Origin of the sequence: Pseudomonas nunensis (assembly GCF_024296925.1) — a bacterium.
Taxonomy (GTDB): Bacteria; Pseudomonadota; Gammaproteobacteria; order Pseudomonadales; family Pseudomonadaceae; genus Aquipseudomonas; species Aquipseudomonas nunensis.
On record NZ_CP101125.1, the window covers coordinates 1,846,859 to 1,867,094 of the forward strand.

21 protein-coding genes are annotated in these 20,236 nt (G+C 61.0%); 7 read left to right on the top strand and 14 right to left on the bottom strand.

From position 1 onward, the window contains the following. Positions 1–99 precede the first annotated feature (99 nt). Both nirB and nirD read left to right on the top strand, forming a co-directional pair. A complete protein-coding gene (nirB, locus tag NK667_RS08295) occupies positions 100–2,661 on the top strand; it encodes a nitrite reductase large subunit NirB (protein WP_054614339.1) in 2,562 nt (853 codons plus the stop codon). Continuing rightward, entirely contained in the window at positions 2,661–3,047 is a 387-nt protein-coding gene (nirD, locus tag NK667_RS08300) for a nitrite reductase small subunit NirD (protein ID WP_054614340.1), read from the top strand. The genes nirB and nirD overlap by 1 nt, the downstream gene beginning before the upstream one ends. A 265-nt stretch (positions 3,048–3,312) precedes the next feature. Here the strand turns inward: nirD and arsH are convergent, their stop codons facing one another. From arsH to NK667_RS08320, 4 genes are all read right to left on the bottom strand, one after another. Beyond that, positions 3,313–4,002 (bottom strand): arsenical resistance protein ArsH, encoded by a 690-nt coding sequence (gene arsH, locus NK667_RS08305; RefSeq protein ID WP_054614341.1) that lies wholly within the window; start codon positions 4,000–4,002, stop codon positions 3,313–3,315. 12 nt (positions 4,003–4,014) lie between these two features. Then, complete coding sequence (locus NK667_RS08310; RefSeq protein ID WP_054614342.1) at positions 4,015–4,485, bottom strand: arsenate reductase ArsC; 471 nt, start codon at positions 4,483–4,485, stop codon at positions 4,015–4,017. 20 nt (positions 4,486–4,505) lie between these two features. Next, positions 4,506–4,853 carry a metalloregulator ArsR/SmtB family transcription factor gene (locus NK667_RS08315; protein ID WP_054614343.1) on the bottom strand — a complete coding sequence of 116 codons (348 nt, stop codon included), beginning with the start codon at positions 4,851–4,853 and terminating at the stop codon, positions 4,506–4,508. Positions 4,854–5,495: 642 nt separating this feature from the next. Continuing rightward, on the bottom strand, positions 5,496–6,128 hold the full coding sequence (locus NK667_RS08320) for a TetR/AcrR family transcriptional regulator (protein ID WP_054614344.1): 633 nt from the start codon (positions 6,126–6,128) through the stop codon (positions 5,496–5,498). Positions 6,129–6,259: 131 nt separating this feature from the next. Between NK667_RS08320 and NK667_RS08325 the strand changes: the two genes are divergently transcribed. From NK667_RS08325 to NK667_RS08335, 3 genes are all read left to right on the top strand, one after another. Next, positions 6,260–6,916: an O-methyltransferase gene (locus NK667_RS08325; RefSeq protein WP_054614345.1), complete on the top strand. Its 657-nt coding sequence runs from the start codon at positions 6,260–6,262 to the stop codon at positions 6,914–6,916. Positions 6,917–7,050: 134 nt separating this feature from the next. Beyond that, positions 7,051–7,395, top strand: coding sequence for a cupin domain-containing protein (locus NK667_RS08330; RefSeq protein WP_054050437.1), 345 nt, complete (start codon positions 7,051–7,053; stop codon positions 7,393–7,395). A 122-nt stretch (positions 7,396–7,517) separates the two neighbouring features. Then, positions 7,518–8,189 carry a hypothetical protein gene (locus NK667_RS08335; protein WP_054614346.1) on the top strand — a complete coding sequence of 224 codons (672 nt, stop codon included), beginning with the start codon at positions 7,518–7,520 and terminating at the stop codon, positions 8,187–8,189. A gap of 8 nt (positions 8,190–8,197) precedes the next feature. Here the strand turns inward: NK667_RS08335 and NK667_RS08340 are convergent, their stop codons facing one another. The 4 genes from NK667_RS08340 to NK667_RS08355 all read right to left on the bottom strand — a co-directional run bounded on the left by NK667_RS08340 (position 8,198) and on the right by NK667_RS08355 (position 11,478). Continuing rightward, the gene (locus tag NK667_RS08340; RefSeq protein WP_054614347.1) at positions 8,198–9,550 is read right to left on the bottom strand and encodes an ATP-binding protein; all 1,353 of its coding nucleotides are present in this window, start codon (positions 9,548–9,550) and stop codon (positions 8,198–8,200) included. Continuing rightward, a complete protein-coding gene (locus NK667_RS08345) occupies positions 9,526–10,191 on the bottom strand; it encodes a response regulator transcription factor (RefSeq protein ID WP_054614348.1) in 666 nt (221 codons plus the stop codon). The genes NK667_RS08340 and NK667_RS08345 overlap by 25 nt, the downstream gene beginning before the upstream one ends. A 69-nt stretch (positions 10,192–10,260) precedes the next feature. Next, entirely contained in the window at positions 10,261–10,695 is a 435-nt protein-coding gene (locus tag NK667_RS08350) for a hypothetical protein (RefSeq protein ID WP_054614349.1), read from the bottom strand. Between the two features lie 18 nt (positions 10,696–10,713). Continuing rightward, entirely contained in the window at positions 10,714–11,478 is a 765-nt protein-coding gene (locus tag NK667_RS08355; protein WP_054050427.1) for a COG4705 family protein, read from the bottom strand. A 164-nt stretch (positions 11,479–11,642) separates the two neighbouring features. On the opposite strand from NK667_RS08355, the gene NK667_RS08360 reads away from it, so the two are divergent. Continuing rightward, on the top strand, positions 11,643–12,434 hold the full coding sequence (locus NK667_RS08360) for a DeoR/GlpR family DNA-binding transcription regulator (RefSeq protein ID WP_054614350.1): 792 nt from the start codon (positions 11,643–11,645) through the stop codon (positions 12,432–12,434). Here the strand turns inward: NK667_RS08360 and NK667_RS08365 are convergent. Genes NK667_RS08365 through NK667_RS08380 form a run of 4 tightly spaced genes read right to left on the bottom strand, consistent with a single transcriptional unit; the run spans position 12,431 to position 17,023 of the window. Then, positions 12,431–12,877, bottom strand: a complete 447-nt coding sequence (locus NK667_RS08365) for a response regulator (RefSeq protein ID WP_054050423.1) — start codon at positions 12,875–12,877, stop codon at positions 12,431–12,433. The two genes, NK667_RS08360 and NK667_RS08365, sit on opposite strands and share 4 nt — an antisense overlap. Further along, entirely contained in the window at positions 12,874–15,192 is a 2,319-nt protein-coding gene (locus NK667_RS08370) for an ATP-binding protein (protein WP_054614351.1), read from the bottom strand. Before NK667_RS08370 ends, NK667_RS08365 begins: the two co-directional genes overlap by 4 nt. Further along, the gene (locus tag NK667_RS08375; protein ID WP_054050418.1) at positions 15,189–15,842 is read right to left on the bottom strand and encodes a response regulator; all 654 of its coding nucleotides are present in this window, start codon (positions 15,840–15,842) and stop codon (positions 15,189–15,191) included. The genes NK667_RS08370 and NK667_RS08375 overlap by 4 nt, the downstream gene beginning before the upstream one ends. Beyond that, complete coding sequence (locus tag NK667_RS08380; protein WP_054614352.1) at positions 15,839–17,023, bottom strand: sensor histidine kinase; 1,185 nt, start codon at positions 17,021–17,023, stop codon at positions 15,839–15,841. Before NK667_RS08380 ends, NK667_RS08375 begins: the two co-directional genes overlap by 4 nt. A 173-nt stretch (positions 17,024–17,196) precedes the next feature. On the opposite strand from NK667_RS08380, the gene NK667_RS08385 reads away from it, so the two are divergent. Next, on the top strand, positions 17,197–17,715 hold the full coding sequence (locus NK667_RS08385; protein WP_054050414.1) for an SgcJ/EcaC family oxidoreductase: 519 nt from the start codon (positions 17,197–17,199) through the stop codon (positions 17,713–17,715). Positions 17,716–17,768: 53 nt separating this feature from the next. Here NK667_RS08385 and chrA read toward each other — a convergent pair whose 3' ends face one another. Continuing rightward, on the bottom strand, positions 17,769–19,103 hold the full coding sequence (gene chrA, locus NK667_RS08390; protein WP_236708568.1) for a chromate efflux transporter: 1,335 nt from the start codon (positions 19,101–19,103) through the stop codon (positions 17,769–17,771). Between the two features lie 237 nt (positions 19,104–19,340). Then, positions 19,341–20,234: a LysR family transcriptional regulator gene (locus NK667_RS08395; RefSeq protein ID WP_054050410.1), complete on the bottom strand. Its 894-nt coding sequence runs from the start codon at positions 20,232–20,234 to the stop codon at positions 19,341–19,343. Positions 20,235–20,236 lie beyond the last annotated feature (2 nt).

The following is a 20,236-nucleotide window of genomic DNA, read 5'->3' on the forward strand; positions in this document are numbered from 1 at the left end:
ACACCGCAAAAGAACAGGCAAAGACGCCTGGAACCGCAAGGTTTCAGGCGTTTTTTTTTGCTTTTTGAACCGTGATTGGCCGTGCGAAGGGTGCTTCTTATGAATTCCAATGTTGCCGCGTTGAACAAATTGCAAACGCTGATCGTGATCGGCAATGGCATGGTCGGACATCATTGCGTCGAACAACTGATCGAGCGCGGGGCGCTGGACCACTACCGCCTGCACGTCTTCAGCGAAGAGCCGATGCGTGCCTACGACCGTGTGCATCTGTCCGAGTATTTCACCGGTCGCGATGCCGAGTCGCTGGCACTATCGGATGCGTCGCTGTACCAGACGCCCGGCGTCACCCTGCATCTGGGCGTGCCGGTGCTGGAAATCGACCGCGCTCGTTGCGAGGTGATTACCGCTCAAGGCTGCGTTGCTTACGACCAGTTGATCCTGGCCACTGGCTCCTATCCATTCGTACCGCCGATTGAGGGCGCCGAGGGCGATTCGCGGCTGGTGTATCGCACCCTCGAAGACCTCGACGCGATCCGTGCCGCAGCGGCCAACGCGCGGCGCGGTGTGGTGGTCGGCGGTGGCTTGCTCGGTCTTGAAGCCGCCAATGCGCTGAAAAGCCTGGGGCTGGAAGCGCATGTCGTCGAGTTCGCGCCACGGCTGATGCCGGTGCAACTGGATGACTTCGGTGGCCTGGCGCTGAAGGCGCAGATCGAACGACTGGGCGTCGGTGTGCATTTGTCCCGCGCCACACAATCGATCAGCGCCGGTGCGGATTACCGCTACCGCATGAATTTTGCCAATGAAGAATTCCTTGAAACCGACCTGATCGTGTTCTCCGCCGGTATCCGTGCGCAAGATGCGCTGGCTCGCCAATGCGCACTGGAAATCGGCCCGCGCGGTGGTGTGGTGATCAACGACGAATGCCTGAGCAGCGACCCGAACATCTACGCCATCGGCGAATGCGCTGCGTGGAACGGCAGCCTGTTCGGCCTGGTCGCGCCGGGTTACCAGATGGCCCGTGGGGTGGCCGCACAGGTGTGCAACCAGACCGCCGAACCGTTCCTGGGCGCGGACATGTCGACCAAGCTCAAACTGCTCGGCGTGGACGTCGGTTCCATCGGCGATGCCCACGCCCACACGCCGGGTGCGCGCAGCTATCAGTTCATCGACGAAGCCACCGCCAGCTACCGGCGCCTGGTGGTGGACCCGACCGGCAAGTACGTGTTGGGTGCGGTGCTGGTCGGCGACAACAGCTACTACGACACGCTGCTGCAATACATGCAGAACGCCATCGCGTTGCCAGCGGAGCCGGCTAGCCTGATCCTGCCCTCGTCCGAAGGCGCGCCGACCCTCGGCCCTGGCGCGTTGCCCGAGTCGGCCACGGTGTGCTCGTGCCACAACGTCACCAAAGGCGCGATCTGCTCGGCCATCGACGGTGGCTGCACCGACCTCGGCCTGCTCAAGTCGCAGACCAAGGCCTGCACCGGTTGCGGTGGTTGCGCCGGGTTGCTCAAGCAAGTCTTCGAGCATGAATTGATCGCCCGTGGTGTCAGCGTCGACAAGAGCTTGTGCGAGCACTTCGCCTACACCCGTCAGGAACTGTATGCGCTGGTGCGGGTGGAAGGGGTGATCACTTTCGAAGAGCTGCTGGCCAAACATGGCCGTGGCCACACCGGGTGCGACGTGTGCAAACCGGCGGTGGGCTCGATCCTCGCGTCGTGCTGGAACCAGCCGATCATGGACCCGTCGCTGGTGCCGTTGCAGGACACCAACGACACCTTCATGGCCAACATGCAAAAGAACGGCACGTACTCCGTGGTGCCGCGCATCCCTGGTGGCGAAATCACCGCCGACAAGCTGATCGCGATTGGCGTGGTGGCGAAGAAATACGACCTCTACACCAAAATCACCGGCGGCCAGCGCATCGACCTGTTCGGCGCGCAATTGCATGAATTGCCGGACATCTGGAGCGAGCTGATCGAAGCCGGTTTCGAAACCGGCCACGCCTACGGCAAATCCACGCGCACGGTGAAGTCCTGCGTCGGCAGCACCTGGTGCCGTTACGGCGTGCAGGACAGCGTGAAAATGGCCTTGCTCATCGAGGATCGCTACAAGGGATTGCGCTCGCCACACAAACTCAAATTCGCCGTGTCCGGTTGCACCCGCGAATGCGCCGAAGCGCAGAGCAAAGACGTCGGCGTGATCGCCACCGAGAAGGGCTGGAACCTCTACATCGCCGGCAATGGCGGCATGCGTCCGCGTCACGCTGAGTTGTTTGCGACCGACCTCGACGATGAAACCCTGATCCGCTACATCGACCGCTTCCTGATGTTCTACATCCGCACCGCCGACAAATTGCAGCGCACCTCGGTCTGGCGCGAAAGCCTGGAGGGCGGCCTCGACTTCCTCAAAGACGTGATCATTAGCGACAGCCTTGGCCTCGGTGCAGAGCTTGAGGCGCAGATGCAATTGGTGGTCGATCGCTACGAATGCGAATGGGCCAACGCTCTTAAAGACCCTGAAAAACTCAAGCGCTTCCGCACCTTCGTCAACGATAAACGCCCGGACCCGGACATCCACTTCGTCCAGGAACGCGGCCAACGGCGCCCGATCATGGCCGCCGAACTCAACCTGATTCCGGTCACCGAGGAGATTGCCTGATGAGCCTTTCCAATACCCAACGCATGGCCGCTATGGAAAACACCGGGGCCTGGCAAGCCGTGTGTGCGCAACAGGATCTGGTCGACAACTCCGGCGTGGTCGTGTGGCTCGACGGCGCGCAAGTGGCGCTGTTCTACCTGCCGGATGCCGAGGGCCAGACGTTGTTCGCCATCGACAACCACGACCCGCAATCCGGCGCGAATGTGATCGGTCGGGGGTTGGTGGGCAGCATCAAGGGCGATCTGGTGGTCGCGTCGCCGATCTACAAGCAGCATTTCCGGCTGGAGGATGGTAGCTGTCTGGAGTATCCGCAACAGCGGTTGCGGGTGTGGCCGGTAAGGCTCAATGGCGGGGCGGTGGAAGTGGGAACGCTGACAACCCGCTAGCACGCAAAACCTGTGGGAGCGGGCTTGCTCGCGAAGGCGGTGGGTCAGTCAACATTGATGCAGCTGATACACCGCTTTCGCGAGCAAGCCCGCTCCCACAGGGATTTTTGTCGGTCACATATCTTGCGACCAACACCGAACAAATGTGGGAGCGAGCTTGCTCGCGATGGTGGTCTGACATTCAACATATTTGCTGTCTGCCAGTCCGCTATCGCGAGCAAGCTCGCTCCCACAAGGTGTGTGATTGCCAAGGTCAAGTGTGCTATCAAATCGACCGCTGATTGACGCGCTGGGTCAGCGCTTCAGCCGACTCCTTGCGCTCCGAATAGCGGTCAACCAGATCCGGACGATCGCGAAGCAGCAGGGTGAATTTCACCAGTTCCTCCATCACGTCCACCACCCGGTCGTACAGCGCCGAGGGCTTCATGCGGTTGTCCTCGTCGAACTCCAGAAAAGCCTTCGGCACTGAGGATTGATTGGGGATGGTGAACATGCGCATCCAGCGCCCCAGCACGCGCAGTTGATTGACCACGTTGAACGATTGCGAGCCGCCGCACACCTGCATCACCGCCAAGGTCTTGCCCTGGGTCGGGCGCACCGCGCCGATGGCCAGCGGCACCCAGTCGATCTGCGCCTTGAACACCGCCGACATCGAACCGTGTCGCTCCGGCGAGCACCAGACCTGGCCTTCCGACCATTGCATCAACTCCAGCAGTTCCTGGACTTTCGGATGATCGTTCGGCGCGTCGTCCGGCAGCGGCAAACCTGAGGGGTTGAAAATCCGTGTTTCGGCGCCGAAGTGTTCAAGCAAGCGGGCTGCTTCTTCTACCAGCAATCGACTGAAGGAGCGGGCGCGGGTCGAGCCGTACAACAGCAGGATTCGCGGTTTGTGCTGATCGCCATTTTCACGCTGTGCAATCAATGACGGGTCTAGGTTGGGCAGTGGATGAGTCATGGGCGGCTCCAGTTACAGCGTGCTGATGCGGTCGAGTTCACGCTTCAAGGCATCGCGATCAAGGTCGGCGAAGGGCAGGGCGAGAAAGGCCCGGCAACGGGTTTCGATACGCGCCAGGGTCGCGTGGAAAGCGGCGGATATCGCGGCTTCGTCACCCGACACTTCTGACGGATCTTCCAGCCCCCAATGCGCCTTCAGCGCCGGGCCGAAGTACACGGGGCAGGTTTCACCGGCAGCCTTGTCGCAAACAGTGATGACGACGTCCGGCGGGTTGGCTTCGAAGGCGTCGTTGCCTTTGCTGCTCAAGCCATCGGTGGCGATGCCGGCTGCCTGCAACGTGGTCAGGCTGCGAGGCAGCACCTGGCCCTTGGGAAAACTGCCGGCGCTGACCGCCTCGAAACCCTTTGGGGCCAGGTGATTGAACATTGCTTCGGAGAGGATGCTGCGGCAGCTGTTGGCCGTGCACATGAATAGAACTCGCATGGAAACTCCCTTGGGTCAGGTCAGCAGCAGGCTGCGGTATTGAGTGGGCGGTCGTGCATCTGTTTAAGCCGGGCGCTGTTTTCTTCGAGCCATTCGGCATTGGCGTGCAGGGTGGTTTCAAGAACGGTGCGAACCCAGGCCGGCAGTTCGGGGTTTAGCCGGTAATACACCCATTGACCCTGGCGTCGATCAAGCAACAGACCGCAGGCCCGGAGCTGGGCCAGATGGCGGGAGATTTTTGGCTGACTGTCATCCAGCGCACAGACCAATTCGCAGACGCATAACTCGCCTTCACGGGTGATCAGCAAAGTGGCGCGAGCTCGGGTTTCGTCGGAGAGGCATTTGTAGATGGCTGGAGGGCTGAGCATGGGATGGCCGCAGATATGTGAAGGTCCGAATATACGGATATCCATATGTATTGAGCAACTCCAACCTCACATTTGATGACCGCTGAACACCGAGCGACCAACCCAATCCCCCGTAGGAGCGAGGCTTGCCCGCGAAGAGGCCGCTACATCCAAATTAAATATCGGCTGACACACCGCCTTCGCGAGCAAGCCCGCTCCCACAGGGAATCAGTGTCGGCCACGCATCTTGCGACCAATCCAGAGCAAAGGTGGGAGCGAGCCTGCTCGCGAAGGCGGTGTGTCAGATGACATGATTTTTGGCTGTGCCGAAACCTTCGCGAGCAGGCTCGCTCCCACAGGGGACCTGTGCCGGCCACACATCATGCGACCAACGCCGAACAAATGTGGGAGCGAGCCTGCTCGCGAAAGCGGTGTGTCAGATGACATGATTTTTGGCTGTGCCGAAGCCTTCGCGAGCAGGCTCGCTCCCACAGGGGACCTGTGGCGGCCACAAATCTTGCGACCAACACCAAACCAATGTGGGAGCGGGCTTGCTCGCGAAAGCGGTGTGCCAGATGACATGGTTTTTGGCTGTGACGACGCCTTCGCGAGCAAGCTCGTTCCCACAGGTTATGCGGCGTTCAAATCATTAACCGATCAGCATCAGTGCCTGTTCAGCGCCGTGATGTAGGCGCAAAACATATCCGCCATCCCGTCGGAATACACCGCGATCTCATCGTGACTACGCGGATTTCCCGAGAAAGACTTCCCCACCGAACTGAGGGTCGTGGAGACCAGATCGCAAGCCAGCGCGCGAGTTTCTGCAGAAACCTCCGTCAACGCCTCACTCATGAAATCCTGAAAAATCTGCTGCCCCGCCGCACGAACCTCATGAGCTTCCGGTGCATCACGATAAAGCGGCGCGGCGTCACTCAGCGCCACCCGCATCTGCGCCTCTTCGCACTCGGAACAAATAAACGCATGCACCAGCGCCCGCAACCGCTCAAGCGGCGGCTTGTCCGCATCCTCCAGAATCCCGCGCAGCATTTGCGTGGTCTGCTGCCATTCATCGCTCTGCAACCGGAACAGGATGGCGGCCTTGTTGGGGAAATATTGGTAGACCGAGCCGATGCTGACGCCGGCCTTTTCCGCCACGCGGGCGGTGGTGAAACGCGCCGCGCCTTCCTTGGCCAAAACCTGAGTAGCCGCTTGCAGAATGGCTGCCACCAACTCGGTCGAGCGGGCCTGTCGGGGCTGTTTGCGTGAGGAAATCTGCGAGGTCTGGCGGGTTGTCATAAGGGCTGCGGGCCTCGGGGCTAATGCGAATAGCGAATGTGACGAATTGTTCGCATAATTTTAATGCGACGAATTAGTCGCATCTTAGCCCCGGCGCCGACAGGCGCTCAACCTGTAAACGGGAAGCACCCATGACCACTATCACTTCGGCCCCTATGGCCTCGCTGATTGAACGTCTGTATGCAAAAGCCAATGCCGCCACCAGCCCGGTTTTCAACGACTTTTCCGCCGAGGACCGCGACCGCCTCATGCACAGCAAAACCGACTACCTCGAACTCTACGGACTGCTCAAAGACCTGTGGCTGCCGGTCTCGCGGGACACCGGAAAACTGCTGTACACCCTGGCGCGCAGCTCGAAGGCGCGGGCCATCGTCGAATTCGGCACCTCGTTCGGCCTTTCAACGTTGCACCTCGCCGCCGCGCTGCGGGACAACGGTGGCGGTGTGCTGATCAGCAGCGAATTCGAGCCGTCGAAGATCGCCCTGGCACGCCAACACCTCATCGAGGGCGGGGTCAGCGATCTGGTGGAGATTCGCGAGGGCGATGCACTCGTCACACTCGCAACCGGGCTGCCCGAGGCCATCGACTTGCTGCTGCTCGATGGCGCCAAAGCGCTTTATCGCGACGTCTTGGGTCTGGTAGAAAGTCGCCTCAAACCCGGCGCCCTGGTGATTGCCGACAACTCCGATTACTGCCCGGAATACCTGGCCTACGTGCGCTCGCCGGCAAACGGCTACCTGTCCCTGCCTTTCGGTGAAGACGTTGAACTGTCGATACGGCTGGGTTAACGCCTATCTGTTCAAAACCATCGCCGAGGTCATTGCTTGCAGCCCCGGCGTCACCTTTTGTCGCCTCGCCACCGATCACGCCTTTTAGGGTCTCTACTTGTAACTAGACCCTACAGGTCCACATGGAGCGCGCAATGAACATCGAACCGGCGGCACCCGAAACGAAAGGCGTGACGGTGATGTTGCTGGCAACGATTGACCTCGGTCCCGAGATCGAGGGCATGGCGGGGCGCCAACTCAGAATGCGCAAGGTGACCATCGAGCCCGGAGGCGTCTTCGGGCCGCTGCACAACCACATCGACAGGCCGGGCACCGTCTACATCCTGCAAGGGACCATCACCGACCATCGCAATGGCGTCGCCACGGATTACGGGCCCGGAGTGGGTTGGCCCGAGGATCGGAATACTACCCACTGGCTCGAAAATAGAGGCTCGGAAACGGCGGTGGAGATCTCGGTCGATATCGTCAGGCAAGCCTGAACGCAGGGCTTTCCTGACCATTCGTTCAATCGATAGTCATCATCAAAAAATGCGAGTTCTGTTTTTTCCTCATCGGAGGAGGATAGCGACATACCGATCTCGCATCTGAAGGAATCTGCGCGATGAGAATCTCAACTGTTTTAGCCCTTGTCGCCGTCCTCACCGGCGGTTTCGCTGCCACCGCACCGGCCTACGCCGCCGATCCACAGGCCTGCCATTTCCTGCCGATGGGGGACAGCAGCGCCGAGCTGAAGCATTCCCAATCGGTGGGTGTGCTCTACAGCGAAAACACCGTCAACACCCTCGAATACCTTGAGAACTATCACACCGTCGCGGTGAACGGCGGCAAAAACGCCGCGCTCGATTCGCGCATCAGCAACGCCTTTATCAAAAGCTCCGATCCAAAACTGGCGATCAACTGGCTGATGGGTTCTTTGCAGAAACAATTCGCTTCGGTGACCGTCTACGACAACCTCGATGCCCTGGTCCAAGCCAAGCCGGACGTGGTGGTAATGCTCGACACCTACAACAGGCTGGTGAGCAAGCGTAACAACCAGGTTGAAGCGCGGTTCCTCGCCAAGTTCTACGACTCGAACCTGCAATACATCGGCCAGGCCGAAGGTGCCCGCGCACAGCAGATGCCTTCGGTGTGGGTGCATGGCAAAGCAGCGCCGGAGATTGCGGCGCAAATCGACCAGCAGACCGAGTTGCAAATGAATGCGTTGAAGCAGTTTGATGCGTCGCTCAAAGCGTTGGTGAAATCGGGCAATGGGGCTCAAGTGGCGACTAACTGAAGGGGCGATTATTTGGCCACCCTTAACCAGACCGACACACTCAATCCACGGTGTTTCACCTCATCGGTGAACCCTAAATCGACCCGAGCCCCGGTGCGCTGCGCAATCGCCTGAACAATCGACAGCCCCAATCCGGAGCCAGCCTCGTCCGTCCCCAGGCTGCGATAAAACGGATCAAACACCCGCTCTCGCTCCTCCAGCGCAATCCCCGGCCCCGTGTCCTGGATTCGCAGCAGCGCCATGCCTTGATCCATGCCCACCGAAAGGTCGATCCGGCCACCCTCAGGCGTATAGCGAATCGCGTTATCCACCAGGTTTTTGACCAGGGTCAGCAGGTCCGTTTCGTTGATCAGCACTTGCACGTCTTGCGTGCCTTCGACGCCAATGTCGAGGTGTTTGATCTCGGCCAGCGGCAGCAGATCTTCCAGTACTTGTCGGTAAACGTCATGCGCCGAAACCGGCGATGCCGGCAGGTTTGAGACGGATTGCGCCTTGGCCAGGTTCAGCAATTGATCGATCAGGTTTCTACCGCGCTCAATGCCCCGGCGCAGCGGCACCAGACGTTCATGGGCCAGAGGCGACATGTCGGCGGCAGCCAGGCGTTCGGCTTGCAAGGACAGGGCGGTCAGCGGCGAGCGCAGTTCGTGGGCCGCGTCGGCGACAAAACGGCGCTGGGTTTCCAGAGTGTTCGTCACGCGTGCCAGCAAGCGATTGATCGCCACCACAAAGGGGCGGATCTCGGTCGGCAGATGGCTCTCATCGACAGGATGCAGCTCCTGCTCGGAGCGCTGATCGATTTCCGAAGACAGCGCGGCGATGGGGCGAAACAGCTTGCGTACCAGATCGCCGACCACCAGCAACAGCACCGGAAACAGAATCAGGAAGGGCAGCAGGCTGCGCCAGGCACTCTCGCGGGCGTCCTTGTCCCGGGCACCGGTTTCCTGGGCGACCGCAATACGCTCGCCACGGGCGGTGGTTTTTACCAGTACGCGAAAGGCCTCGCCGCCGACATTTACCGTGACCAAGCCATCGGCCAGTGTCGTGGGGAAGGGCAGCGGAGTCGCGTCATCATCGTTGCCGGAGGCTTTGCTGCCGTCGGCGAGGTACTGAATGATCACCCTCGATTCTTCGTCGTCACCGTCACTGATCTTGCCCACGGGGTATTGCAGCGTCATGTTTTGTCGGTCAAACAGCAAGGCCACCTGGCGCAAGGTGTCGTCCTGCATTTCGTGGGCCTCGTCGAAGGCGGAGACGAAGGCGAAGATACCGGCCAGAATCGCAACAATCAGGATCGCCAGCGACAGGGTGACGGACAGCCTGAGTTGCACCGATTCACTCAAGCGTTTTTTGAAACCATCCATCCCATTCCCCTGACGTTCTTGATGACGTGGTTGCCCAACTTGCGCCGCAGGGCATGGATCAGAAACTCCACCGCGTTACTTTCCACTTCATTGCCCCAGCCATAGAGACGGTCTTCGAGCTCGCTGCGCGAAAGGATCGCCCCTGGCCGGATCAGCAACGCCTGCAGCAAGGCGAATTCGCGGCTGGAGAGTTGCACCCCGGAATGCTCCGCCGTCGAGGCTTCCTTGGAAACAAGGTCCAGGGACACCACGCCGTTGTCGAGCACCGACAGTGCGCTGCCACCCTTGCGCCTCAGAACGGCGCGCATGCGGGCGAGTAACTCGGCCATATCGAAGGGCTTGAGCAGGTAATCGTCCGCGCCGCCATCTAGGCCGCGCAATCGGTCGTCGAGGCTGTCCCGGGCGGTGATGATCAGCAGTGGCACGGGATTGTTGTTGGCGCGGATGTGGGTCAGGACCTCCTGGCCGTCCTTGCCGGGCAGGCCCAGGTCCAGCAGCACCAGATCGTAGTGTTGCGTTTCCAACGCCGCGAGTGCGATAAGGCCGTTTTTCACCCAGTCGGCGGCGTAGCTCGCATCGTTCAGTGCGCCGTGGATCGCATCGCCAATCATCGGGTCGTCTTCGATTAGCAATATCCGCATGTCCCGCTCCGACAAAAGAAAGGCGCGAGGGCATGACCCTCGCGCCTGTATTGAAGCACCTGTGCTTGGTTACTGCTTTGCTTTCAGCGAATCGAACGCCTTCAACAGTTCATCCATCATGGCTTTGCAGTCGCTCTGCTGTGGCGTGTTGGCGCGCAAGGCGTCGAGGGCGCGGTCGATGGCTTTGTCCACCACATGCCAGTCGCTCGCGGCGCGCGGCTTGAGGCCTGCTTCCGCCGAATCCCAGCTCGTTTCCAGGTCCTTGATCCGCGCTTTTGCGGCCGGCAGATCGTTTTTGTCGACGAGGCCGGCAACGTCGGCGGCGATGCTGCGGAACTCGGACAAGTCGCCCAATTCAGACCCTGAGCTTTGAGTCATTTCGACCGCCGAGGTCGTACCGGCCTTGGGCTTGTCGGCCGGTTTCGAGCAGCCGGTGGCGATGCTCAGCAAGAAAATGGCCGAGACGATGCAAACGTGACGAATAAGGTTTTGAACGTGGCGCATGGTGATTCCTTGATGAAGTTATTGAGTGATGGTTTTACGATTGCCGACGCTGATTTGCGCCACGGCGACCAGGATGACGATGACGCATAGGAACAGTGCGCTGGTCCAGGTGGCGCCCATGCCGAGGCCACCATAGGTTTTGGCCTGGGTCAGCAAGTCGCCGAGGGAGGCGCCGAACGGTCGGGTCAGGATGTAGGCGATCCAGAAGGTCAGCACCACATTGCCGCCCAGGCGCCAGGCCAAAAGGGTAGCGGCAATCAACGCGCCGAAAATCATGGCGCCCACGGTGAAGCCCAGGCCCAGTGCTTCGGTGGCCAGATCGCCCGCCGCCGTGCCGAGGGCGAAGGTGCAGAGCACGGTCGCCCAATAGAACAACTCCCGTCGTGGCGTGACGATTTCGCGAATCGACAGGTTGTGTTCCACCCGGTACCAGACCCAAAAGTTGACCGCCAGCAACACCGAAAAAACCGCTGTGCTGGTGTAAAGGCTGACGTCGAGCATGTCGGTCAGGATGTCGGTGATTTGCGTGCCGACGATGCTCACCAGCACTACGGTCAGCCAATAGATCCAAGGGGTGTAGGCCTTGGTGCGCAGTTGGCAGAACAAGGCGATCGCCAGCAGCATGGCCATGCCGAGGCTGGTCCAGCCTGCGCCGAGGCCGGCATCAACGGCCAAAAAATCCGCGCCGGTTTCACCCACGGTCGTGGACATGATCTTGATCACCCAGAATGACAGCGTCACCTCGGGGACCTTGTTGAGCCAGCCGGCCAGTGTCGGATTCATGTGGATTGTCTCTCCTGAGCAAGTGCTTTAAGTGCGTAAGGGAGAGGCTACGGGCCGAAACTTAGCTGGGACTGAGGCGCGGAAAATGAATTGATGAAACCCTCGATTGTGTTTGCGTGGTGCTTTGGCTAATCTCGCACAAACCCGCAAAAACAGGCATTACCATGCAAGACCATTCCATTGCCGAACTGCCTTCCCTGCGCCGACAAAAAATCCTGTTGATCCTCGAACGTGACGGCAAGGTCATGGCGTCTGAGTTGAGCCAGCATTTTGCCGTGTCCGAAGACACCATCCGCCGCGATCTGGCCGAGCTGGACGGCGCCGGCCTGGTGCAACGTGTGCACGGCGGTGCGTTGCCGCGTCCCAAGGACACCGGCAAGGATTTCTTCACCCGGGTCAGCGAAACCGATGAGGTGAAAACCCACTTGGCACAACTCGCGGCAGGGTACGTGAAGGATGGCCAGATCGTGATTTTCGACTCAGGCTCGACGACGTTGCAGGTCGCCCGTTCGCTGCCCTCCGACATCAGCATTACCGCTGTCACCGCCTCGCCGATCATCGCGATTGCGTTGGCCGAGTTCAAAGGCATCAAGGTGATTTTGGCCGGTGGTCAGCTTAATCCGGCGACGATGTGCGCCAGCGGGCAAGAAACGTTGCGCCTGCTTCAGGGAATCAAGGCGGATCTGCTGTTCACCGGGGTTTGCGCGATTCACCCTGAGGTTGGCATCAGCTCTCTGCATTTCGACGAGGTGCCGGTGAAACAGGCGATGCTCGACAGCGCCGCGCATGTGGTGGCCGTGAGCATGGCGGACAAGCTGGGCGCGGTGGAGCCGTTTGTCGTGGCGCCTTGCCGACGCATCCAGACGCTGATCACCGAACGGCATCTGGCCTCGGGCAATGTCGAGGATTACCAGCGATTGGGCATCGAAGTGGTGCAGGTCGACGCGGCGGTTTAGCGCTGACGCAGCAGGTCGATTTGCTCGGCCGGTATCAGCGTCCTCAAGGTTTTGTACAAGGCGCGGGTTTCCAGCAGGTTCCACACCCGCAGCATGGTTTCCAGCGCATCCAGCGGTTTGCTGATGAAGTCCTTGGCTCCTAGTGCCAAGGCGCGCAGGCGCGTATCGCGAGTGGCGTCGGCGGTGAGCACGAGGATCGGCAGGTATTCGCCGCTCGGGATACGCCGGTTGAGTTGTTCCAGCACGGCAAAGCCGTCGAACTCCGGCATGTGCAGGTCGAGAATCACCAGGTCCGGCTCGAAGCTGTTGAACAGGTCCAGGGTGCGCAGCGGCTGGGTGCTGCTCAGGACATTGGTCAGCCCTTCGCGCACCAGCAATTGCTCTACCAAGTCGAGATTGGGACGTTGGTCGTCGATGATCAGAATACGCAGGTCGGTGTTCACGCGGGCTCCGGGAAGTACTGGTCGAGGTGGGCGAGGAACGAAGGGATGTGAATCGGTTTGGTCAGCACCGCTGTCGCACCCGCGTCGCACAAGGCCAGACGGGTGAGGTCGCTGGCGTCGGCAGTGATCATCAGCACCGGGGTGGTCCGGGTGATCGCGGACTGGCGCAGGCGCTGCAACACGTTCAGCCCGTCGATGTCCGGCAGCGAAACGTCCAGCAGAATCAGTTGCGGAGCATGTTGCGCGGCCAGGTCCAGCCCCAGTTGTCCTTGCATGCTCGACAGCAGTTTTATCCCGGGTCGGCGTTGCAGCAAGGTTTCGATCAGCGCCAGGCTGGAGAGGTTGTCTTCGATGCACAGCACCTTGCCCTGGACCTGAGGGCCGGGGAGCAGCGGCCGGTTATCGATGGGCGCAACCACGGCCCCGACGGTTTCCTGCAACTGCACAAATGGCAGCTCCAGGGTAAATCGCGAGCCGGCGCCGGGTTGGCTTTGCACGGTCAGGCTGCCGCTCATCATTTCCAGCAGGCTCTTGCTCAGCGCCAGGCCAAGGCCACTGCCTTCCACGTTCGGGTCGGCTTCCAGGCGCTCGAACGGCTTGAACAATTGACCCAGGCGATCAGCCGCAATGCCCTTGCCGGTGTCGCAAACCGTCACGGCGATGCGCTGTTGATCAACCTCGATCTCAATGCTCACCTGACCCTCGGGCCGGTTGTACTTGATCGCGTTAGACAACAAGTTCAACAACACTTGGGTCAGGCGCTGTCGATCAGCGACGATCCCGCTGTCGGCGGCCAGCGTCGGCAAAGGCGCCAGGAGGATGCCGGCATCGGTGGCCATCGGCGAGACCAGCGTCAGGGCTTCTTGCAGGGCGATCGCCAAGGGCACCGATTCGATGTTCAGCGGCAGGCGTCCGGCTTCGATCTTGGCGATGTCCAGCACTTCGTTGATCAGGGTCAGCAGGTGCTGGCCCGCGCGCAGGATGTGCCCGATCTGCGCCTTTTGCCCGGCGGGGGAATCCATGTCCAAGAGTTGCGCAAAGCCCAGGATCGAGTTCAGCGGCGTGCGCAGTTCGTGGCTCATGCGTGACAGGAATTCGCTTTTGGCCCGGCTGGCGCGTTCGGCTTCTTCGCGAGCCGTGCGCAAGGCAATCTCGGCGGCGCGGCGGTCAGTGATGTCGCGAGTGATCTTGGAGAACCCGCGCAGGGCGCCCGTGCTGTCGTACTGCGCGGTGATCACCACGCTGGCCCAGAAGCGACTGCCATCCTGGCGACAGCGCCAGGCCTCTTCCATGTAATGCCCGTCGCGGGTGGCCTCACGCAGCGCCATGTCGGGGTGTTGCGGGCATTCTTCCGGCAGGTAGAACACCGAGAAATGCTGACCGAGGATTTCCTGCTCGGTGTAACCCTTGATCCGCTCGGCGCCGGCATTCCAACTGGTGACATAGCCCGCCTTATCGAGGGCGAAAATCCCGTAGTCCTTCACGCCATCGATGATCAGTCGCAAACGCTCTTCATTTTCGCGCAGTGCCCGCTCGCGTTCAGCCAACAGCATTCCGGCTTCTACCAAGCGGGTGCCCAGCTGACCAATCTCATCGTTTTCTGGCGGCTGCGGCAGCAAGGGTTGGCCGATGGCCAGGCGTTGCGCATTGCCCTGGACTTTCTGCACCCTGGCGACGATGCCTTTGGACAAAAACAACACGGCGACAATTGCACCAAACAGCCCGCAGATGGCGGCCAGCCAGGTGGACAGCAATAAACGTTGGCGAGTCTCGGCCGCAGCCGCCGTGCGCTCGGCCAGCAAAGAGTCCTCCAGGGTGAGCATGGTGCGGATGTGCTCGCGCAACTGGTCGAGAATGTACTTGTTGTTAATCAGGATCGTGGTGATTGCTTCGGGGGTTTCATGGCGTTCGCTGAGCATGTCCTCCAGACCGTCGACCTTGCTGTTGATCAGCGGCGTGATGGCGATGAGTTGTGCGCGCACCCGCTCATCGCGCACGTTTCGGTCGAGCCGGCGCAGCGCCGATTCAATCAACGGCTTGGCGTTCAGGTAGCCCGGCAGGAAGTCCTCACGGCGTGTCAGCAAGTAACCGCGTACGCTGGCGGCCGCCTCGGCAAGCAGGGTGTGCACGGTCTGGATGTCGCCTTGCACCAGCAATACCCGGCGCACGTCTTCTTCGGCGCGCGCGGTCTGGCGTTCGGTGATGTAAATCAGCACCAGCGACAGCAACAGCACCACCAACGGCAGGGAAATCACCACCAGGGCCTTGCCCCGTAGCGGCAGGTCGGCCCAGCGTCTGGCGTAAAACACCTTCATGGTTGAGTGACCAGGCCGAGTGCAATGCCACGGACCGCAGCCTGGGTTCGATCCGCCGCGCCGAGTTTGCCGATGACCCGTTCAACGTGGGCCTTGGCCGTACCGGTGGTGATGCCCAGTTGCTCACCGATTGCACGGTTGCTGCAACCGTTGGCTACCAGGCTGAGTACCTGGCGTTCACGTGGCGTCAGGTTTTCAGTCGTCGCGGCACCGCTGGCACTGCGCGTGGTCATGCGCCTAAGCAGGCGGGCGCTAACCGCACCATTGAGGACTTCCTCGCCAGCGGCGACCCTTTGCAGCGCGTCGATCACTTCATAACGGCTGGCATCTTTGAGCAGGTAACCGACGGCACCGGCATTCATCGCCGCTTCCAGGTGATCGGGGCTGTCGTCCATGGTGAAAATCACCACTTTCAAGGCCGGCAGACTTTGTTGAAGCAGGCGTGCCGCGCCCAGACCGTTGAGCACCGGCATGCGAATGTCGAGGATAACAATGTCCGGCAGCAGCCGTTCGCACAGCTCGACCGCCTCCTGGCCATCGCGGGCCTGGCCGACCACTTCGAATTGCGGATGACCGGCCAGCAGCGCAACGAAACCGGTGCGCGTGACTTCATGATCGTCCGCCAGTACGAGACGCAGAACGTGGCTCATTGAGGTATTCCATCCAGGTTTGCTGGCACGTTGGCGAGCAGTTGGGTGCCGTGGTCGATTGCACTGGTGCAGGAGAAGCTGCCACTCAGCAGGCTCGCACGTTCCTGCATGGTGGCGAGGCCCAGATGCCGGGCGTCGTCGCTGTCGAGCCGTTGTCCGGTGGCAAAGCCTTTGCCGTTATCGTCCACCCGCAGCACGGCGCGTCCTTCGCGCAGTTCCAGCGCCAGTTGTACCTGGCTGGCCTGCGCGTGTTTGAGGATGTTGTTGATTGCTTCCTGGGCGATCCTGAACAAGCCGATCTCCACCTGACTGGGAAACCGCGCTTCGCAGCGTGCGGTCCAGTGCACGCCGATCCCGGCCTCGCGCAGGCGATCGGCTTCTTTATCGACTGCTTTAAGCAGACCGAAATCGTCGAGCACCGTCGGACGCAAGCCACCGATCAATTGCCGGCCTTCACCTACGCAGTGTTGGGCCAGCGCCAGGATTGCCTGCAAATCGGCGTCGAGTGGGTCCGGCAGAGTCGGGCAGCGGCCGGCAAAACCTTGCAGGCGCTGATGCAAACCGGCGAGGGTCTGGGCCAGGCCATCGTGCAGGTCGTAGGCCACACGTTTGCGTTCGTCTTCTTGCGCGCGGAACAGCCGATTGACCAGGTCGGACAAGGTGCGATCCCGGGACTTGAGCGTTGTCAGCAGGCGATTATTTTCAAGGTGCGCGGCCAGCAGGGTGGCGAGCAGTTGCAGGGATTCCGTGTCTTCATTGTCCGGCGCCCGCAGGCTGACGCTGTTGGCCAGCACCAAGGCGCCAAAGGCATCGCCGTCGCCGCCGCGCAGTGGCACTCGCAACACACTCGGCAGGGCTTCCCCTGGACGGTCTTGCCAGGATGGCGTGCACATGCTGCGGTCGACGACGGCGTCGAGGCTGTCCAGCCGATCACGGTTGCCATGTCGGGCGCTAGCTTTGACGCGCCCGTCGGCGTCCCACTCCAGCAGCAAGCCATGGTCCATTGCGAGAAAGGCGCACGCCCGCGCCAACACACGTTCGCGCATGGCGTGAGGGGCCAGTCGGGTCAACTCTTGTCCGGTATCCACCAACAACCGCAGGCGCGCTGCGCGACTTTCGGATTGTCGATAGTGAGTGCGGATGGCCAAGGCACTACCGGGATCGTGAGGCGGGTTTTGCATGGTTTGCTCCGGCGTTGAGACGGACCCGCGGGCGCAGGGGGAGGTCATTAAACCTTGTTAACAGGGCCGGGCGCTATCTGCCAAATGGCATAGGCAAATGACTCCGAGTGGCCGATGTCGGGCGGCTGGCGAATCGGCAAAGTGGGCTCAACGACCACCCCAGGAGTATCGCAATGAAAATGAAGATCCCGGCCATCGCCCTGTTTTTTGCCCTGAGCGCCCCGTTTGCCCAAGCCGCTGAGACCGCCCCGTACGTTTATCGCACCGTGGCCAAGGCGCCAACCAACGTGAAGGATCGGGAAATTGCCGGCTTGTTTGACCGCTGGAACAGCGCCTTGCAGACCGGCAACGCGCAAACGGTAGTTGACCTTTATGCACCGGGCGCGGTGTTGCAGCCGACGGTGTCCAACCAGGTGCGGACCACGCCGGATCAGATCAAGGACTACTTTGATCACTTCCTGGCGCTCAAGCCGGTAGGTCAGATCAACTACCGCGAAATCCGCCAACTGGGCAGCAACGTGGCCATGGACAGCGGCGTCTACACCTTCACCCTGACCGAGGCGACCGGCAAGACCCGTCAGGTGCAGGCGCGCTACACCTTCGTCTACGAACAGGTCGGCGGCCAGTGGAAGATCCTCAACCATCACTCTTCGGCGATGCCTGAAGCGCAGGTGCAACACGCGGCCAAATGACCGTGCCCCACCGGCGTCCACATCCTTGAGGTGTGGGCGCTTTCGGCCGTTTGTCAGCGCAACAGATGCACCGCCAGCCCAACCAACGCACAGCCGATCAACACCTGGATCACCCCGCGCTTGAAGCGAAACAAGGCTATCGCCGCTGCGATGGCAATCAGCGCTGAAGGCCAGTCGAGGTGAGCGCTGAAGCCGTTGGGCCAGAGCACGTGGTAGCCGAAGAAACACGCGAGGTTGAGGATCACTCCGACCACCGCAGCGGTAATCGCGGTCAGCGGCGCGGTGAATTTCAGTTCGTTGTGCGTCGATTCCACCAGCGGCCCGCCGGCGAGGATGAACAGGAACGAGGGCAGGAAGGTGAACCAGGTCACCAGCATGGCGGCGACGGCTCCGGCGAGAAAGACATGATCGGCGCCGAACACTTGCTGCGCATAACCGCCGACAAATGCGACGAAGGCCACCACCATGATCAGCGGTCCGGGCGTGGTTTCACCGAGCGCCAGGCCATCGATCATCTGCGTCGGCGTCAGCCAGCCATAGTGGCCGACCGCGCCCTGATACACATAGGGCAGCACGGCGTAGGCGCCACCGAAGGTCAGCAATGCGGCTTTGGTGAAGAACCAACTCATCTGCGTCAGCGTGCCGTTCCAGCCGAACAGCAGCGTGAGCAGTCCCATCGGCAACGCCCACAACACGGCACCGATCAACGCCAGACGCAGCAGCTTCACCGCACTGAAACGCGCATGCTCAGGCGTCGGGGTGTCGTCATCGATCAGCGCCGGGCCGTAGGATTTATTCGTTCCGCTGTGGCCGCCGTTGCTGAATTTCTCCGGCGCCCAGCTTCCGACGACATATCCGATAACCGCCGCGCCCAGCACAATCAGCGGAAACGGCACATTGAACGCGAAAATGGCCGTGAACGATGCCGCCGCGATCCCCCACAGCCAGTTGTTCTTCAGCGCCCGTGAGCCGATGCGATGGGCAGCCTGCAGCACAATCGCGGTGACCGCAGGCTTGATCCCATAAAACAACCCGGCCACCACCGGCACGTCGCCAAACGCGATGTACATCCACGACAACCCGATCAGGATGAACAGCGACGGCAACACAAACAGCCCGCCGGCAATCACACCGCCCCAGGTCCGGTGCATCAGCCAGCCAATGTACGTCGCCAGTTGCTGCGCCTCGGGGCCGGGCAGCAACATGCAATAGTTGAGCGCGTGCAGAAAACGCCGCTCCGAAATCCAGCGCCGACGCTCGACCAATTCCTGGTGCATGATCGAAATCTGCCCGGCCGGGCCACCGAAACTGATGAAGCCGAGCTTGAGCCAGAACAGGAAAGCTTCGCGCAGGGAAATGGCTTGGGGTTTGGCGAGAGGGTCACTCAAGAGTTGAGCCTTTTTCAGAGACCGGCGGGTTGCTTACAGTAGCGGGGAAGGGCGGGGTTCGGATAGTCGGCAAAGGGGCAAACCCTGTGGCGAGGGAGCTTGCTCCCGCTGTGGCGCGAAGCGGCCCCCGGCTTACTTCAGTCATATCGTGCAAGTAGGTTTTGCGACTGCTTCGCAGCCGAGCGGGAGCAAGCTCCCTCGCCACAGGGGATGTGTTGCGGGCATAGTTCGTGGGATTCAGCCCTTGTAGCGCAACGCATCCAGTAGCAGCGCAAACGCCGGCGAAGCCTGGCGACGGCTCGGGTAATAGAGGTGAAAACCGGCAAACGGCGCGCACCAATCCTCAAGCACTTGCACCAACCGCCCGGCCGCGAGGTGCGGTGCGACCAGGTCTTCGGGGATGTAGCTCAAGCCGAATCCATCCAGTGCCGCGTTCAGCAGTTGATAAACACCATTGAACGTCACCTGCCCGGACACCCGCACATTCAGGCGTTCCTCGGCTTTTTTAAACTCCCAGACGTACAGGCCGCCATTGGTGGGCAGGCGCAGGTTATTGCATTGATGCTCGGTCAGGTCGCGCGGTGTCTTGGGAATCGAGCGCTCGGCAAAGTAGGTCGGTGAACCCACCACCAACAGGCGCATATCGGGGCCGATGCGGGTGGCGATCATGCCTTGGGCCACGTCCTCGCCCAGGCGCACGCCAGCATCAAAACCCTGGGCGGCGATGTCGACAAAACTGTAATCGCAGCACACCTCGACCGAGATGTCCGGGTACTTCGCCAGGAATGGTTTCAACACCGGCCACAGGATGTGCTCCAGTGCGTGGTCCATCGCGTTGATGCGGATATTGCCGGCCGGTGTGTCGCGCAGGTCGCTCAACGCCGCCAACTCGATCTCGATTTCTTCGAAATGCGGGCCGATGGTGTCCATCAGGCGCTGACCAGCTTCGGTCGGCGAAACGCTGCGGGTGGTGCGGGTCAGCAGACGCAAACCCAATCGCGCTTCCAGGCCACGAATCGTATGGCTCAGCGCGGATTGGGAAACCCCCAGTTTGGCCGCAGCCTTGGTGAAACTGCGCTCTCTGGCAACTGCCAGAAAGGCGAGCAGATCATTGGCGTTTTCGCGCAGCATCC

Excerpts from the sequence above, each read along its gene's own strand:
- nirB (WP_054614339.1), top strand. The coding sequence starts at position 100 with ATGAATTCCAATGTTGCCGCGTTGAACAAATTGCAAACGCTGATCGTG.
- nirD (WP_054614340.1), top strand. The coding sequence starts at position 2,661 with ATGAGCCTTTCCAATACCCAACGCATGGCCGCTATGGAAAACACCGGG.
- arsH (WP_054614341.1), bottom strand. The coding sequence starts at position 4,002 with ATGACTCATCCACTGCCCAACCTAGACCCGTCATTGATTGCACAGCGT.
- NK667_RS08310 (WP_054614342.1), bottom strand. The coding sequence starts at position 4,485 with ATGCGAGTTCTATTCATGTGCACGGCCAACAGCTGCCGCAGCATCCTC.
- NK667_RS08315 (WP_054614343.1), bottom strand. The coding sequence starts at position 4,853 with ATGCTCAGCCCTCCAGCCATCTACAAATGCCTCTCCGACGAAACCCGA.
- NK667_RS08320 (WP_054614344.1), bottom strand. The coding sequence starts at position 6,128 with ATGACAACCCGCCAGACCTCGCAGATTTCCTCACGCAAACAGCCCCGA.
- NK667_RS08325 (WP_054614345.1), top strand. The coding sequence starts at position 6,260 with ATGACCACTATCACTTCGGCCCCTATGGCCTCGCTGATTGAACGTCTG.
- NK667_RS08330 (WP_054050437.1), top strand. The coding sequence starts at position 7,051 with ATGAACATCGAACCGGCGGCACCCGAAACGAAAGGCGTGACGGTGATG.
- NK667_RS08335 (WP_054614346.1), top strand. The coding sequence starts at position 7,518 with ATGAGAATCTCAACTGTTTTAGCCCTTGTCGCCGTCCTCACCGGCGGT.
- NK667_RS08340 (WP_054614347.1), bottom strand. The coding sequence starts at position 9,550 with ATGGATGGTTTCAAAAAACGCTTGAGTGAATCGGTGCAACTCAGGCTG.
- NK667_RS08345 (WP_054614348.1), bottom strand. The coding sequence starts at position 10,191 with ATGCGGATATTGCTAATCGAAGACGACCCGATGATTGGCGATGCGATC.
- NK667_RS08350 (WP_054614349.1), bottom strand. The coding sequence starts at position 10,695 with ATGCGCCACGTTCAAAACCTTATTCGTCACGTTTGCATCGTCTCGGCC.
- NK667_RS08355 (WP_054050427.1), bottom strand. The coding sequence starts at position 11,478 with ATGAATCCGACACTGGCCGGCTGGCTCAACAAGGTCCCCGAGGTGACG.
- NK667_RS08360 (WP_054614350.1), top strand. The coding sequence starts at position 11,643 with ATGCAAGACCATTCCATTGCCGAACTGCCTTCCCTGCGCCGACAAAAA.
- NK667_RS08370 (WP_054614351.1), bottom strand. The coding sequence starts at position 15,192 with ATGAAGGTGTTTTACGCCAGACGCTGGGCCGACCTGCCGCTACGGGGC.
- NK667_RS08375 (WP_054050418.1), bottom strand. The coding sequence starts at position 15,842 with ATGAGCCACGTTCTGCGTCTCGTACTGGCGGACGATCATGAAGTCACG.
- NK667_RS08380 (WP_054614352.1), bottom strand. The coding sequence starts at position 17,023 with ATGCAAAACCCGCCTCACGATCCCGGTAGTGCCTTGGCCATCCGCACT.
- NK667_RS08385 (WP_054050414.1), top strand. The coding sequence starts at position 17,197 with ATGAAAATGAAGATCCCGGCCATCGCCCTGTTTTTTGCCCTGAGCGCC.
- NK667_RS08395 (WP_054050410.1), bottom strand. The coding sequence starts at position 20,234 with ATGCTGCGCGAAAACGCCAATGATCTGCTCGCCTTTCTGGCAGTTGCC.